Consider the following 14,283-nt stretch of genomic DNA (forward strand, 5'->3'; position numbering starts at 1 on the left):
TCACCGGTTCTGCTGAGTACTGCCTGGAAGCAAGCACCGAGGCATCTCTGAGCCTCACCTCTGATGAATTGAGACCAGTTACGGCAAAGAGACGGGCGCTTTGAATCCCTTGCTCCCGCATGCTTCACCGGCTCTCTTCCGTGATCAAGAACTCCCACGAGACCATGCCCGTGGAGTATTCCCCCGCCGGGAGATCTACGGTATCCACTAATTCAGCATCAATACAAATGGATTGCGGGCTTCCTGGAGAACTCTCAGTGCCACCTTTGAGCTGGAAGGCCTGGGCTGGGGCAGCTCCGCTCAATTCACTTAGTCTGCCGTTTTGAAGCACCATTTCATCCGTTCCACAGGCCCCCAGGCTCACTTGCACCTCGATGAAAGGGCTCAGGTCGTTGGCAGCGGGCGCCAAAATGGTCGGAGCCAAAAGCTGGACACGGCCGCTTGCTTCTCCGCTCATACGAAGCCAGATTTCATCGCTAACCGGCTGATTCTCAGTGAGCTGACCGGTGTTCAACCCAAAATCGAGGCTTACTGCCCCCTCGACACTGTCATGGGAATCGAATTCACTTTCGTTTGGAGTCGGTGCACTCTCCACACTGAAACTTTGAGTGCGAAAAAATCCGTACGCAAACTCGGAATCAGTCCACAAGGCAAGCGTCGCCACAGACCCAAAACCGAGTACGGCAGCAACCGCAATGACTGCACGGGCTTGCCGTGAAGCTCTGGGGGTAGCTTGCATCGCGCCTCCTTCAACGGCCATCCTTCCAGCTATTGACCATAGGGGCAGGCAAACTGCCTACCCCTTAAGTCAATTCCTAGATCAAAAGCACCGACTAAGCTGCTGCTTCTTCTTCTGGCAGCGCTGCGGTGAACTCCCAGGTCACATCCATTTGCTGAGCCACATCCGGATTTGTCGCCCCAGTATAGTTGACCGTAATGCAGAGGTCCTGAATATCCGCGTCGATCAGAGGGAAGGTGCCCGTTTCCGCAGCCAGCACAGTCAAACCTGAGGTCTCGAGGTCGTTGACGCAGGAACCGGAGACCACATCTTGGTACACGGTGGTGGTGAACTGGCCCGAGATCGCGTTGGAAACGGTCCCGCTCTCATAGGTGACCGTGGTATCTGCACCGTCCGCAATGTTCTGGATCTGGTAGGGGAACGCCAGGGTCTGGCCAGGCACTATGTTCACCCGCTCCGAACCCTCGGCGCCGGCCGGAGTGAGCACCAAGGCATCCCCTGCAATAGCGTGTTCACCGAAAATGTCATCTCCCGCTGCGGCCTGAATACCGAAAGCCTCGGTACCGAACAGGCCCTGAGCGAACTCCGAGTCGCTCCAGGCTGCGAGGGTGATGGCGGCACCGAGGCCGAGGACAGCGCCGCCGGCGGCGATGGCGCGGATCTTGCGTGATTTCTGAGTCATGATGATCTCCAGGTTGGGGTGGACTTGAGTGGGTCTGAGCCAAATGCGACCTAGAACTACTTCAAACTCTGGGGTCTTATTTAACTCTTAGCTAAGAACATAGCCATAATTTCTTAACCCCCCAAACAAATGATGAGATTCGCGCAATTCCGCTGCAGCTTCACGGGCAAAAGTGACCAAACTCACTGCCCCCACCCTTGGGGGCACCTGTTTTTTCTCAAAGCTTTTCAGATTTCTCGTCCTGACCCACACTCCGGGGCCAAAAGGCCCATGTCACGATAAGTGCGGCAAGCATCGTCACGATCCCCAACACCCTGGGATCTGCCAACCCCGCCACCACGTGTCCCAGCTCCGGCTGGGACCAGAACAGTAGTTTTACTTCCTCAACCTGATAAGGAAATGGGTCCGGGTTCGGGTTATCGTCACCCTTCATTTCAATGATTTGACCGTTTGGTAAATTCTCAGGATCGGACTCATTTGAGATGACCCGGTGGGTAATCGGCAGCTGCCCGGGACGCTCCACCGTGATCACGTCACCGATCTCGGCCTCTGCCGCCGGAATTTCGCGCACCAGTGCCACTGATCCAGCTGGAATCCCAGGCGACATTGAACCGGTTTTGAACATCATGATGTTCACCCCGAAGATATAGGCGGCGATGACCGCACCCACGCACACCACCCCGAAGATCGACAAGAGGGTCAGTAACGCCTCACCAAGCCAACCCAGCACCTTCCGCATCGGTCGGCGTCGTACTTTTCCGCGATGTCGCCCCTGTGCCAAACCTTCGGAAGTTTCCGTCATTGCTCCCCCGTCTCCGGAAGCTGTCCGGTGAAGTATTTTTCACAGAGTAACAGTCCGCCACCACCTACCGGACACTCTCACCACGCCCAGCAATCCACAACCCGAGCAGCAAAAATGGGGGTTCCGCCGCTCCCCTTATCGGGAAGGCGGCGGAACCCCCATCACAAGAACTCTACTTCTGCAGAACTGACATTCTTAGATGTTGCCCTTGGGATCCTCAAGGTGCTTGCGCACGAACCACTGGAACTTCTCCAGCTCAGCGGCCTGGCCGATCAGCAGATCCTCGGTAACCGGATCCAGATCGCCGGCGACGGAGATGGACTCGCGGACACCCTCGACAATCTGGACATACACCTTGTTCAGCTCAGCCAGGTGGCCCTGGGTGGTGCCTTCATTGAGCTCATAAGCCAGCGGGGTGCGGTTTTCCACTGCGCCGGCCGGGGTACCGATCGGGGCGGCACCCAGGGTGGAGATGCGCTCGGCAACTTCATCGGCATAACCGCGGACCAGGTCGACCTGCGGGTCAAGCATTTCGTGGACGGCGATGAAGTTCGGGCCGTTCACGTTCCAGTGGGCGTGCTTCAGGATGAGGTGGAGGTCGTTGTAATCGGTGAGACGTGCCTGCAGCTCATCGATCAGCTTCTTGGCGTCGTTTTCATTGATTCCAGGAACGGTGTAGTTGCTCATGCCAGCAATTATACACAAAGTTAATCATCTGTCACGGATTGCAAGGCTTAGCTTATATTTAATAGGCAAGGTTATCCTAATAGCCTATTGCCAGCCCCAACGTAGCTCCGGATCCGACCCGCCGCAACCGTAGACAAGCCACCCGCAGCCCACAGTGCCTCTCCCCGGGCCTGCCGCAACCATCCCACCCCGGCGCGCGAGGATACTGCTATTCCGACTCCACCCCATCCCTGCGGAATCCTCCATATACTCGGCACTAGAAAGTTTTCTAGTCGTTTCCGAAATAATGCCCCTCCGGGAGCATTCCTCAAGGTCGCTGGAAGGTGGTACTGAAGCCCATGCACGTCTACCGCCCCAACATGCGATATCCGAGCGAGCGTCCGCCCGTCGCCGGCGAAGCCGCCAACCTCTAGTCACCGAGCGCACCGCTCCCCTCAGCCGGTCCCACACACCGCGTGCCGCGGCCATCTACACCACGGCGCCAGGAACGGGCCCAGAACATCCCGGCAGCCCAATGACTGAAACCACGATAGGACAAGGACTCCCCGATGAACGCCCAGAACTCCCCGCAGCCGCACAACGAGGAGCAGAAGTACGCTCCGCGCACTCCCACCGCGAACTCCGCGGATGTGGAGGCCGTGGTCGAGGCTGCGATCATCCGCGCCCACCATTGGCTCAATGAGACTGATTCCCAGGCCTCCCACAAGGAAGCCAAGGCAACGGAGCAGTTGGCGGAGATCGTGCGGGATCCCAAGGGTGTGCACTTCACCATGGATTTCGTGGATCGGGTGGCACGCCCGGAGGACAACCGGGTCGGTGCGGCGGAACTGCGCACTATCCTGGATGCCCCCGATTTCCTCGGGCCGATCAATAAGGCCCTGCTCAATCTCGGTGCGCTGGCCGGCCGGGCGCTGCCTGATGTGGTGATGCCGATGGCGCGCCGACGGATGCGTCAGATGGTGGGCCACCTGGTGCTTGATGCGGAGGGTAAGGCCCTGAACTCGCTGCTGGAAAAGGCCGCGGAACGGGGCACCCAACTGAACCTCAATCTCCTCGGCGAAGCGGTACTCGGCCATGATGAAGCGGAGAGCCGGGCGGCCCGGACCCTGGCGCTGATCGAGAATCCCCGTGTCACCTACATCTCCGTGAAGGCCTCCAGCCTGGTCGCCCAGCTCAACCACTGGGATATCGAGGGCAACCTGCTCCGACTGAAGGAACAGCTGCGCCCGCTCTACCGCGCCGCGATGCAGCAGTCCCCACGGGTGTTCATCAACCTCGATATGGAGGAGTACAAGGATCTCCACCTGACGATCCGGTTGTTCACCGAGCTGCTCCGCGAGGATGAGTTCCAGGATCTCGAGTCCGGCATTGTGCTCCAGGCCTATCTCCCGGACACCTTCGATGCTCTGGTACAGCTGGCTGAGTTCGCGAAACAGCGGCGGGCGGCGGGTGGCGCCCGCATCAAGGTCCGCCTGGTCAAGGGAGCGAACCTCTCCATGGAGAAGGTGGAGGCGGAGGTGCACGACTGGCAGCTGGCCACTTACGGCTCCAAGCCGGAGGTCGATGCCAACTACCTCCGCCTGCTGGATTTCATTCTGCAAAAGGAACATGCCGATAATCTGCGCATCGGGGTGGCCAGCCACAACCTCTTCACGGTGGCGCTGGCCTGGGAGCTCGCGGTCGAGCGCGGCGTCGAGAAGCAGCTTGACGCCGAGATGCTGCAGGGGATGTCCCCGGCGCAGTCCCGCGCGGTGCAGGCGGTGTTCGGCGAGATGATCCTCTATACCCCGGTGGTCCACAGCGAGGACTTCGACGTGGCGGTGTCCTACCTGGTCCGCCGCCTCGAGGAGACCAGTGAGCAGCAGAACTTCCTGCCTGCGCTCTTCGCCCCGGAGGTGGAGGGCCCGGATCACCGCACCCCGATGCAGGAGCAGGAGGACCGGTTCCGCGCGGCGGTAGATAACCGGTGGACCACCGCCGCCGGTCCGCGTCGCACCCAGGACCGCAACCTTGATTCCGGCACCCAGGCCATCAGTCTGGGGCGCTTCATCAATGAACCGGACACGGACCCAGCACTCCGGCACAATCGTGAATGGGCGTTGGAAGCACTGTCCACTGATCCCGGCGCACCGGTGAACAGCGAGGTCAGCGACCCGGCGGTGGTCGATACCGCGGTGGAACGTGCCCGCACGCTGGCCACGGAATGGTCGCAGCGCAGCGGAGCCGAGCGCGCCGAGGTCCTCGAGCACATCGCCGATGCGCTGGCCGATGCCCGCGGTGAACTGGTTTCCGTCATGGCCTTCGAGGCCAATAAAGCGGTCGACCAATCCGATCCGGAGGTCTCTGAGGCGATCGACTTCGCCACCTATTACGCCGAGTCCGCCCGCGCCCTGGACTCCGCGCGCTCACTGTTTACCCCGCACCAGGTCGTGGTGGTCACCCCGCCATGGAACTTCCCCGTCGCCATCCCGGTCGGCGGCATGCTCGCCGGGCTCGCTGCGGGAGCCGCGGTGATCGTTAAGCCGGCCCCGCAGGTAGTGCGCTGCGCCGAGATCGCCGTCGATGCCATCCACCGCGGCATGGTCAATGCGGGCGTCGATACGGATCTGTTGCAGCTGGTGCGCGCCGATGAGGGCGAGGCCGGCAAGCACCTGCTCACCCATGAGCATGTTGATTCCGTGATCCTCACCGGTGCCTCGGAGACCGCAAAGCTCTTCCGTTCCTGGCAGCCCGAGCTGCGGATCAACGCGGAAACCTCGGGCAAGAATGCCATCATCGTCTCCCCCAGCGCGGACCCCGATCTCGCGGTCGCGGACCTGTTCAAGTCTGCTTTCGGCCACGCCGGCCAGAAGTGTTCCGCCGCCTCCCTGGTCATCCTGGTCGGCTCGCAGGGGGAATCCCAGCGCTTCCTCGGCCAGCTTGTCGACGCCGTGAAGACCCTCAAGGTCGGCCCGGGCACCGATATCTCCACCACCATGAATGGCCTGGTTGAGCCGCCCTCGGAGAAGCTGATGCGCGGCCTGACCGTCCTGGATCCGGGTGAGACCTGGCTGATCAAGCCGGAGCAGCTCAATGAAGAAGGCACGCTCTGGTCCCCCGGCCTGCGCAATGGAGTGCAGCCCGGCTCCTGGTACCACACCCACGAGTGCTTCGGCCCGGTGCTCGGCATCATGCATGCCAAGGATCTCGATGAGGCCATCGAGTGGCAGAACTCCACCGGTTTCGGTCTGACCGGCGGCCTCCACTCCCTCAACAATGATGAGATCAAGCACTGGATCGACCGCGTCGAGGTGGGCAATGCCTACGTCAACCGCGGCATCACCGGCGCGATCGTCCAGCGCCAGTCCTTCGGTGGCTGGAAGAACTCCACCATCGGCAACGGTGCCAAGGCCGGCGGCCCGAACTATGTCGCCCAGCAGGGCACCTGGGCTGAGGGTGATCTGCAGCCGCGTGATGTCTCCGTCCGGCCGAATATCGCCCGGGCGCTGCGCGATGCTGCGGCCCGCTCCGACTCCACCCTCTCTGAGGAGGACCTGGCCTGGCTCTGGCGCGCCGCCGAGCTCGATGAACTGGCCTGGCGGGAAGATTTCGGCGTGGCCCATGACGCCACCGCGCTGACCGCCGAGGCCAATATTTTCCGCTACAAGCCACTGCTCGAACCGCTGCGGGTGCGCCTGGGAGACAACTACCAGCTGCGTGACCTGCTCCGACTTCAGATCGCGGCGTTGCGCACCGGAACGGAACTGGATGTCTCCGCTGGACAGCGCATCGCCCGCCACCTGAAGAGTCTGGAGATCGCAGTCCGCGAGATCTCTGATGATGCCTATGACGTGGAGATCGCCGATTCCGCCGCCACCCGGATCCGCACCCTCGGCAACGTGGACAGCTCACTGCGGGAGGCCGCGGTGGACTCCGCCTCGGTTATTCTCGACGAGCCGGTGCTGGCCGACGGCCGCCGGGAACTACTGCACTTTCTCCTCGAACAAGCGGTGAGTGTAACAATGCATCGCTTCGGCATTATTCGTGAAGTGGGGCATCTGCAGCGCGGCTGATGTCGGGGTAGCCTGCTCTTTTAGATAGTTTTCTGAATGGGGTGCACTTTTGAGGTAGTGCGCCCCAACTCCCGACCCGCAACGGGCCGGGAAAGACCTTGACAGTTGGAGACAACATGAACGACAGACACGAGAAGGGTAACCGGGCTTCTTCCGAAGACGTTGCCGAAGAAGTGCTGAGCAACCTCTCCGGCGAAGGTGACTCCGGAAATCAGGGCGATCAAGCCGTGAGCAGGGATCTGCCGGCCATCATCTCCGAGTCCGTCGAGGAGGGCGATGAATTCCTCGATCACAAGGACAACCCCAGAATGCTGGACCGTGCCGCCGTCATCGGCCAGGACGGTCGCTGGGTCGCCGGCTGGGCCCTGCGCTTCATCATCGTGGTCATCGCCGCCTGGATCCTCTGGCAGGGACTGGGCATCATCTGGGCAGGTCTGCTGCCGATCCTGCTCGCCCTGCTGGTGAGCACCGTGCTCTGGCCGATCACCAAGTTCCTCCGCGACCACAAATGGCCCTCGGCGCTGGCATCGATCACCACCATCCTGGTGTTTTTCCTGGTCATCGGCGGCGTCTTCACCGCCATCGCCCCGAGCGTGGCCAGCCAGTCCACCCAGGTCTATGACCGGGCCTTCAGCGGCATCCAGTCACTCCTGGACCGGCTGCAGGGGGACCCCTTCAACCTGAATCTGGGGCAGCTGGACCAGTTCGTCGATGATGCCACCCAGTGGCTGCAGGACCAGTCCTCCAATATCGCATCCGGCGTGTTCACCGGCTTCTCCGCCGCCACCACCGTCCTGGTCACCCTGGCCGTGATGCTCGTGCTGACCTTCTTCTTCCTGAAGGACGGCGTGAACTTCCTGCCCTGGCTGCGCAAGTACACCGGCGAGACCGCTGGCTGGCACCTCACGGAGGTGCTCTCCCGCAGCTGGAACACCCTGGCCGGATTCGTCCGCACCCAGGCGCTGGTCTCCTTTGTCGACGCCACCTTCATCGGCATCGGGCTGCTCGTCCTCCAGGTGCCGATGGCCCTGGCGCTGGCCGTGATCACCTTCTTCGCCGGCTTCATCCCGATCATCGGTGCCTTCACCGCCGGTGCGCTGGCCGTGATCATCGCCCTGGTCACCAACGGTGTGACCAACGCCCTGCTGGTCCTGGCACTGATCATCCTGGTCCAGCAGATCGAGGGCAATATCCTCCAGCCCTTCCTCCAGGGCCGTGCCATGAAGATGCACGCCGCCATCGTGCTGCTCTCCGTGACCGTCGGCTCCACCCTCTTCGGTATCCTCGGTGCCTTCCTCGCGGTCCCGGTCGCTGCCGTGTTTGCCGTATGGTTCCGCTATCACGCCGAAATGGTTTCCCTGCGCTCCGGTGAGATCACCGTCGATGACATCAAGATCGAAACCGCCAAGGGGGCCGGGAATTCCACCTCTGAGTCCTTCCTCTCCGTGCGCGACCGGCTGGTCAGCATCGGCCGCCGGAAATCCTCCAAGACCGCGCCCGGCGCACCGGAAGAGCGCGCGGAACGGGAAGAGAAGAGTTAAGACTGCCGCGTGAGGTGGCTGCCGTAGTTTTAATGGTTACCACCTCAGCTTTGGCCCCAACCCGGGCGTTGAACCCCCGAACTTTCGAGTAGCTCCTCTTCTTGAGGGCTGAGTTACCTGAGAGTTCGGGGGTTTCATGGTCTACGGTGCAATGAGCCACGTTGTGGCCGTATCAACGCAGGTGGGTGACCATCTTGCGACGGTCACACGGGATTCCGGTGTGCGTCATTTATTACGGGAATGGAGCCTACCCCCGTAGTTTTATGGACACTGCCAAGAATGCCCCGGCAGTAGTAAAAGTAGTGCAAGGTTTCTCGTTATGGATCTTTCAATGTTCTCGTTTTCTTCTTTTATCTCCATGATGCTCCCGTTGGTGCTGGCTCCCACGCTTTTAGGGGTGGGAGTTATCTGGATGATCACCCACTTCACCCGATCAAGTCACGTCACCATGGAGCTTCCTGCTGGTGGCGCGAGCCAGAGCTGGGTCGGGTGGTTCTCCAGACTCAGGTTAGGAGTGTGGATGACCGGCCTTATTGGAGCTGTGTTAGGACTGTTGACTTTCATTGGGTGGCTCAGCTGGTCGGGTCCGAATAAGGGCGGGGGTTTCTACGGTCCCAGTCTCCCCATGCCGCATAGTTTCCCGGTGTGGCAGGTGGTTGCCTGTGGTGTCACCACGGTCGGCCTCGCTCTGCTGACATCGCTGTGTTGCCGACGTTTGGTTCCGGGGGCGCTTGCTGCGGCGCTGGGCACTGGGGCAGGATTTTCGGCTGGATTCGCCTTGGGGGCTGCTAACGAGGTGACCAGTCAGGAAGCCGTCGGTGTCCTGTTGTCCATGATGTTCGTCCCGTTCAGCCTTGGAGTTGTTACGGGCACTGTTGCTTTAGTCAGGGCCGAGAGGATTCGCGAGAAGCGCCTCTGACCCTCGACTACTAGTCCCGTGAATGTATCCCCATACCGTTAAACGGGCAACGACCATACGCCGCCTCATTCAGGACCGACCCCCGGAAAGTAAACGGGGATCTCATCAGTAGGCAGATGGATCTGCGCACTGTTGGTAGACATCAACCGATCTGCACAATTGATTTGAGCCACCACAAGTATGTGGGCACGGGAAAATTCCGCACCAGATATTTCCACCAAGCCCCTGGTGGTATTCAACTCCGCTGGTTCCACTGGGATTATCTTGAGGATTTCCTTGCCCTGAAGCAGCCTGGAATCTCTCAGTTTAGGGACGACTGCAATGAACTGCAGCTTTCACTCCTCGGGCCACAACCCCAGTCCCTGCGCCACGCTGAACTGACCGCCCTCGGCCGCGAACTCGGCAGCCGCATCTGCTGCCAGTGAGGGATCAGCGAGCACATCCACCGCCACCTGTGCCAGACCAGCTACGGAGTCCACCGCCCCGCGCAGCGCCTCATCCCCCACCGCATAGGCGGCGAAGGCTTCGGTGTGGAGGGCCACCCCGGAAGGGGCGATCTTGACCATCGGGTGGATGCCCGGCACCAGCTGGGAGACATTGCCGAAGTCCGTGGAGGCCGCCAGCGATTCCGGCACCACCCCGGCGGGCAGGGCGATCCGGTTGCGCAGCTCCTGGGTTACGGCCCACCGGTGCGCAAGCACCTGGTTATTGCGGATCGGCAGGGTGGCCGGGTGGATATCCCATTCCTTGTGAACCCTCACCCCGGCCATCAGCGCCGCACCTTCCAGGACCTCGTCCACGCGGGCGGAAAGATCCCGCAGGGTATCGGGGTAGAGGGAGCGCACATAGATGCTCATCTCGGCCCGCTGGGGAATCACGCTGGGCCGATCCCCACCGTCGGTGATAGCGGCATGCAGCCGATCCGAGGGCGGCATCTGTTGTCGCAGCAAACCGAGCCCCTGATAGGCCAGGCTGGCGGCGTCGAGGGCGTTGCGGCCCATGAAAGGCTGCGAGGAGGCGTGTGCGGCCACCCCCTCAAAGACCGCGCGCAGGGTGCGCCGACCGATCCAGGCATGGCTGGCGATGTCATAGCTGAAGGGGTGGATCATGATGGCAACATCAATGTCTTCCAGCATGCCGCCACGGATCATGTACTCCTTGCCGGAATGGCCCTCCTCCGCCGGAGTTCCCAGCAGCACCAGCCGCCCCTGGACCTGACTGTCCTTGAGCGCTGCAACAGCGGTGAGAAAGGCCCCCACCCCGGCGGCGGCGATGACATTGTGCCCGCAGGCATGCCCGATGCCCGGCAGGGCATCGTACTCGGCCATGATCGCCACGGTGGGGTGGATCGCGGCGTCATAAAGCGGGGTGGAGAACTCGGTGCGCAGCGAGGTATCCACCCCATGAACCCCGAGGTCGACCGGGAAACCCTGGGACTCCAGCAGCTGAGTGATCCGAGTCTGGGCATAGGTCTCCTCGAAGGCGAGCTCGGGGTTTTCATGCAGGTCACGGAGCAGTCGGTCCAGATCCACCGCCAGGGACTCGGCCTTCAGGGCGGCGGTGGACCAGAGCATCGCCTGCCCGGGATAGTCCTCCCCCGGCGTCATCTTCGAACCGAGGGACTCTGCCTCCCGGATGCGACGGCGGATCCCATCGCTGGCGTGATCGAGGAAAGCGGTGGAGGGCCGGGAGGGTCTGCTGGGTTCCATGATCTCCATTGTTACTGAGGAAGCATGATCGCGGAGCCCGGTCCCAGCGGGAGGTCCGCAAAGAACCAGATCGCCAGCAGAATCACCCAGGCGATCCAGAAGGGGACCACGAAGGGCACCAAGCGGGACATCAGGGTGCCCAGGCCGGCCTCGGGTTCATAGCGGCGCAGCATCGCCAGCATCACGATCATGAAGGGATTGAGCGGGGTCATGATCTGGGTGGCGGAGTCACCGACGCGGAAGGCAGCCTGCACAAAGGAGGGTTCGTAGCCGAGCAGGGCGAACATCGGGACGAAGACGGTGGCCATCAGGGTCCACATGCCGGAGCCGGAGATGATCAACAGGTTCAGGCAGCTGGCCAGAATGATGAAGGCGATCACCGCCGGGAAGCCGGTCAGCCCGATCGCCTCCAGGCCGGCGGCGCCCTGCACCGCGGTCCAGGTGCCGATCCCGGTCCAGGAGAACAACGCCACGAACTGTCCGAGGATAAACGCCAGCACCAGGAAGCTGAGCATGTCCTTCAGCGAACTCATCATCATCTCCACCACATCAGCGGAGGACCTGATGGTGCCGGTGTACATGCCATACACCAGGCCGAGCACCAGGAAGTAGGCGAAGACGACGAAGACGATCGAGTCCAGCGCCGGGGACTCCGGGAGGAAACCACCTGACTCATTGCGCCAGGGGGTGCCCGGAAGTAGTACAGCTGTGACAAAGACGAGCGTGAGAATCAGGGCCGCCACCAGAGCGGCGATCAGACCCCGGGACTCCTGCGGGCTCAAGGTGCTGGAAAGCTCCTTGCCTTCAGCATCACGGTCACCCCGCTGGGCGGCATCCTCATCATCGATCGATTCTTCGGTGGGCACCTGCTGCTTGACCATGCGCGGTTCCAGCACCCGGTCGATGATGAAGCCGCAGAGAATACCCAGCACCAGTGCTGAGGCGATATTGAAGTAGTAGTTCGAGAGCGGGTTGACCACGGTGTAGTCCATCCCGGGCAGGGAATCCATCACCGCATTGGTGATTCCCGCGAAGAGCGCATCCAAGCTGGTCGGGAAGAGCGAGGTGGAATAGCCGGCACCGACCGCCGCAAAACCACCGACCAGACCCGCCACCGGATGCCGACCAGCAGCCTTGAACACCATGGCCGCCAGCGGCGGCACCACCACCCAGGCAGCATCCGCCATCACCGAGGCGGTCACACCGACCACCCCCACCGCATAGGGCAGGATCCATTTCCTGGCGGAGCCGAAGAGCTTACGGATCAGCGCGGAAAGCATGCCGGAGCGCTCCGCGATCCCCACCCCCAGCATGATCGGCAGCACCGTCACCAGGGGTGGGAAACCAATGTAATTCTCACCGAGCATGGTTGTCAGCCAGACCATGCCCTCACCGGTGAACAGGCCGTTGATCGCCAACTGTTCATCAGATCCGGGCACCGTGACGCTGACATTGAACCACTTCATGACCGTCGAGATCACACCCGTGATCAGGAAAAGAATGAGGAAGAGCGCAAAAGGTTCCGGGAGCTTATTGCCTACCCGTTCAATACCATTGAGTAGTTTCTCGCCCCAGGAATTCTTGTCATTTACCTGGGTATCGGGATCTTTGGTCGTGGTAGTCATCTGCCGTCCCTTCCCAGGGGGTTCGTTGCCATGGACGCACGACTGCACCCTACAAGTGGCGCCGGACACATTTCCGCCAGTTCCCCGCTTCGAAATGGAATCGTTATCCCTTTTTCATCTCCGCCAGCCGTGCTTATCGACGCCCGCCCCTACCGCGGCCGAGGATGGTTAGGCTGGGGTCCGACAACGTAGATACGTGTGATTTGAGGAGTGGGAAACATGAGCGATTTGAGCAACCGCAAGGTAGCCGTGCTGGCCACCAATGGCTTCGATGACGCCGAGATGGCCGGCCCGGTGGCAGCCATCCGCGAAGCCGGCGGCGAGGTCACCATCATCGCCCCAGCAGCCGGGGTCATCGAGGGCAAGAAGGGCAGCATCGTCGAGGTGGACCAGGTGTCCTCGGAGGCCAGTGCAGCGGACTTCGATGCGCTGCTGCTCCCCGGTGGTACCTCCAACGCCGATAAGCTCCGCATGGATGAAGGCGCGGTGAGCTTCGTCCGCGAGATCTTCGCCGCCGATAAGCCCACCGGGGTGATCTGCCACGGCGGCTGGATCCTCACCGATGCGGAAGTACTCCAGGGCCGGACCCTGACGTCTTTCTCCAGCATCAAGACCGACCTGCGCAACGCCGGCGCCACCTGGGTTGACGAAGAAGTCCACAATGACAACGGCCTGATTTCCTCCCGCACCCCGGCTGACCTGCCGGCCTTTAACGCGGCGATCCTGCAGGAGTTCGGGAAGTAGAAACAAAAGGGTTATTGGCGCTCCCAAGGCAGGGAGCCTACAGAAGGTAGTTCTGCTCCTGGAAATGCTGGATGAGTATCCAAGAAGCGAGAATTTAAGATGAGCGGACGACGAGAATAGGTTTCCCTCGACTCATCTTTTCTCCCATCGAGAGTTCTTGGACTTCCAAATGAGCACATTGCCCGCTGTGGCTTCAAGGGCACAGCGGGCAATGTCATTCCATACTCAGTCGCACGTCAAGTTGCGAACCTCAAACTTTTACTTTGAGCTACCACCGTTTGAGTCGTCACATGCTGTACCAACAGCTCCCAGAGCAGCCAGAATTCCTGCGCCGATGACGATCGGCGCGACCAACTCGTTGGCGGAGGTTCCCACCTGCGCCAGGTTTCTGTTGACCTGCACCAGCCAAGCAGGCTGGTTAGGACCCGAATCCTGCAAAGGCTGCAGGATAGTGCTGATCTGATCGCCGATCACCTTTGAGTACTGGGATAGCATCGGAGCAGCGATTGCGCCGACCAGTCCAAGCACCGCTACGAGAGCGAAAATCTCGCTGGACGGACCAGCAACACACTGACTGATGTTGTTTCCGGAGCTCAGGTTCGAACTACCCAGAGAGATCCCATCACCGGCATCACCCTTATCGCCCTTCTGGCCTTCAGCAGAGACACCGGTGTCGGTATCGCCGATCCACCAGTTACCGTTCTCGCCGATGTTCGGCGTCTGCCCATCAGCGCCGTCCTGACCTTCAGCGGAGATTCCGGTGTCGGTATCGCCGATCCACCA

General features: G+C 61.3%; 11 protein-coding genes. 4 read left to right on the forward strand and 7 right to left on the reverse strand.

Annotated elements, in window-relative coordinates:
- Positions 1–124: 124 nt before the first annotated feature.
- From ACTU46_RS11385 to dps, 4 genes are all read right to left on the reverse strand, one after another.
- On the reverse strand, positions 125–739 hold the full coding sequence (locus ACTU46_RS11385) for a SipW-dependent-type signal peptide-containing protein (protein WP_443381791.1): 615 nt from the start codon (positions 737–739) through the stop codon (positions 125–127).
- Positions 740–833: 94 nt separating this feature from the next.
- Entirely contained in the window at positions 834–1,421 is a 588-nt protein-coding gene (locus ACTU46_RS11390) for a SipW-dependent-type signal peptide-containing protein (protein ID WP_443381792.1), read from the reverse strand.
- 217 nt (positions 1,422–1,638) lie between these two features.
- Positions 1,639–2,223: a signal peptidase I gene (locus ACTU46_RS11395; protein ID WP_443381793.1), complete on the reverse strand. Its 585-nt coding sequence runs from the start codon at positions 2,221–2,223 to the stop codon at positions 1,639–1,641.
- Between the two features lie 195 nt (positions 2,224–2,418).
- Positions 2,419–2,910, reverse strand: a complete 492-nt coding sequence (gene dps / locus ACTU46_RS11400) for a DNA starvation/stationary phase protection protein Dps (protein ID WP_443381794.1) — start codon at positions 2,908–2,910, stop codon at positions 2,419–2,421.
- Positions 2,911–3,458: 548 nt separating this feature from the next.
- Here dps and ACTU46_RS11405 point away from each other — a divergent pair.
- The 3 genes from ACTU46_RS11405 to ACTU46_RS11415 all read left to right on the forward strand — a co-directional run bounded on the left by ACTU46_RS11405 (position 3,459) and on the right by ACTU46_RS11415 (position 9,422).
- Positions 3,459–6,962: a proline dehydrogenase family protein gene (locus tag ACTU46_RS11405; RefSeq protein ID WP_443381795.1), complete on the forward strand. Its 3,504-nt coding sequence runs from the start codon at positions 3,459–3,461 to the stop codon at positions 6,960–6,962.
- A 116-nt stretch (positions 6,963–7,078) separates the two neighbouring features.
- Positions 7,079–8,503 carry an AI-2E family transporter gene (locus ACTU46_RS11410; RefSeq protein WP_443381796.1) on the forward strand — a complete coding sequence of 475 codons (1,425 nt, stop codon included), beginning with the start codon at positions 7,079–7,081 and terminating at the stop codon, positions 8,501–8,503.
- Between the two features lie 319 nt (positions 8,504–8,822).
- Entirely contained in the window at positions 8,823–9,422 is a 600-nt protein-coding gene (locus ACTU46_RS11415) for a hypothetical protein (protein WP_443381797.1), read from the forward strand.
- A gap of 335 nt (positions 9,423–9,757) precedes the next feature.
- Here the strand turns inward: ACTU46_RS11415 and ACTU46_RS11420 are convergent, their stop codons facing one another.
- Entirely contained in the window at positions 9,758–11,131 is a 1,374-nt protein-coding gene (locus ACTU46_RS11420; RefSeq protein ID WP_443381798.1) for a M20 family metallopeptidase, read from the reverse strand.
- Positions 11,132–11,142: 11 nt separating this feature from the next.
- The gene (locus tag ACTU46_RS11425) at positions 11,143–12,756 is read right to left on the reverse strand and encodes an AbgT family transporter (RefSeq protein WP_443381799.1); all 1,614 of its coding nucleotides are present in this window, start codon (positions 12,754–12,756) and stop codon (positions 11,143–11,145) included.
- Positions 12,757–12,975: 219 nt separating this feature from the next.
- Here ACTU46_RS11425 and ACTU46_RS11430 point away from each other — a divergent pair, with 219 nt between their 5' ends.
- Positions 12,976–13,500 carry a type 1 glutamine amidotransferase domain-containing protein gene (locus ACTU46_RS11430; RefSeq protein WP_443381800.1) on the forward strand — a complete coding sequence of 175 codons (525 nt, stop codon included), beginning with the start codon at positions 12,976–12,978 and terminating at the stop codon, positions 13,498–13,500.
- Between the two features lie 258 nt (positions 13,501–13,758).
- Here ACTU46_RS11430 and ACTU46_RS11435 read toward each other — a convergent pair.
- Positions 13,759–14,283, reverse strand: a 525-nt coding sequence (locus ACTU46_RS11435) for a hypothetical protein (protein ID WP_443381801.1), incomplete at its 5' end; no start/stop codon positions are given.

Origin of the sequence: Corynebacterium sp. A21 (genome assembly GCF_052266655.1) — a bacterium.
Lineage (GTDB): Bacteria > Actinomycetota > Actinomycetes > Mycobacteriales > Mycobacteriaceae > Corynebacterium.

Bases quoted from the DNA above. Each gene is read 5' to 3' on its own strand.
- ACTU46_RS11385 (WP_443381791.1), bottom strand. From the start codon at position 739: ATGCAAGCTACCCCCAGAGCTTCACGGCAAGCCCGTGCAGTCATTGCG.
- ACTU46_RS11390 (WP_443381792.1), bottom strand. From the start codon at position 1,421: ATGACTCAGAAATCACGCAAGATCCGCGCCATCGCCGCCGGCGGCGCT.
- ACTU46_RS11395 (WP_443381793.1), bottom strand. From the start codon at position 2,223: ATGACGGAAACTTCCGAAGGTTTGGCACAGGGGCGACATCGCGGAAAA.
- dps (WP_443381794.1), bottom strand. From the start codon at position 2,910: ATGAGCAACTACACCGTTCCTGGAATCAATGAAAACGACGCCAAGAAG.
- ACTU46_RS11405 (WP_443381795.1), top strand. From the start codon at position 3,459: ATGAACGCCCAGAACTCCCCGCAGCCGCACAACGAGGAGCAGAAGTAC.
- ACTU46_RS11410 (WP_443381796.1), top strand. From the start codon at position 7,079: ATGAACGACAGACACGAGAAGGGTAACCGGGCTTCTTCCGAAGACGTT.
- ACTU46_RS11415 (WP_443381797.1), top strand. From the start codon at position 8,823: ATGGATCTTTCAATGTTCTCGTTTTCTTCTTTTATCTCCATGATGCTC.
- ACTU46_RS11420 (WP_443381798.1), bottom strand. From the start codon at position 11,131: ATGGAACCCAGCAGACCCTCCCGGCCCTCCACCGCTTTCCTCGATCAC.
- ACTU46_RS11425 (WP_443381799.1), bottom strand. From the start codon at position 12,756: ATGACTACCACGACCAAAGATCCCGATACCCAGGTAAATGACAAGAAT.
- ACTU46_RS11430 (WP_443381800.1), top strand. From the start codon at position 12,976: ATGAGCGATTTGAGCAACCGCAAGGTAGCCGTGCTGGCCACCAATGGC.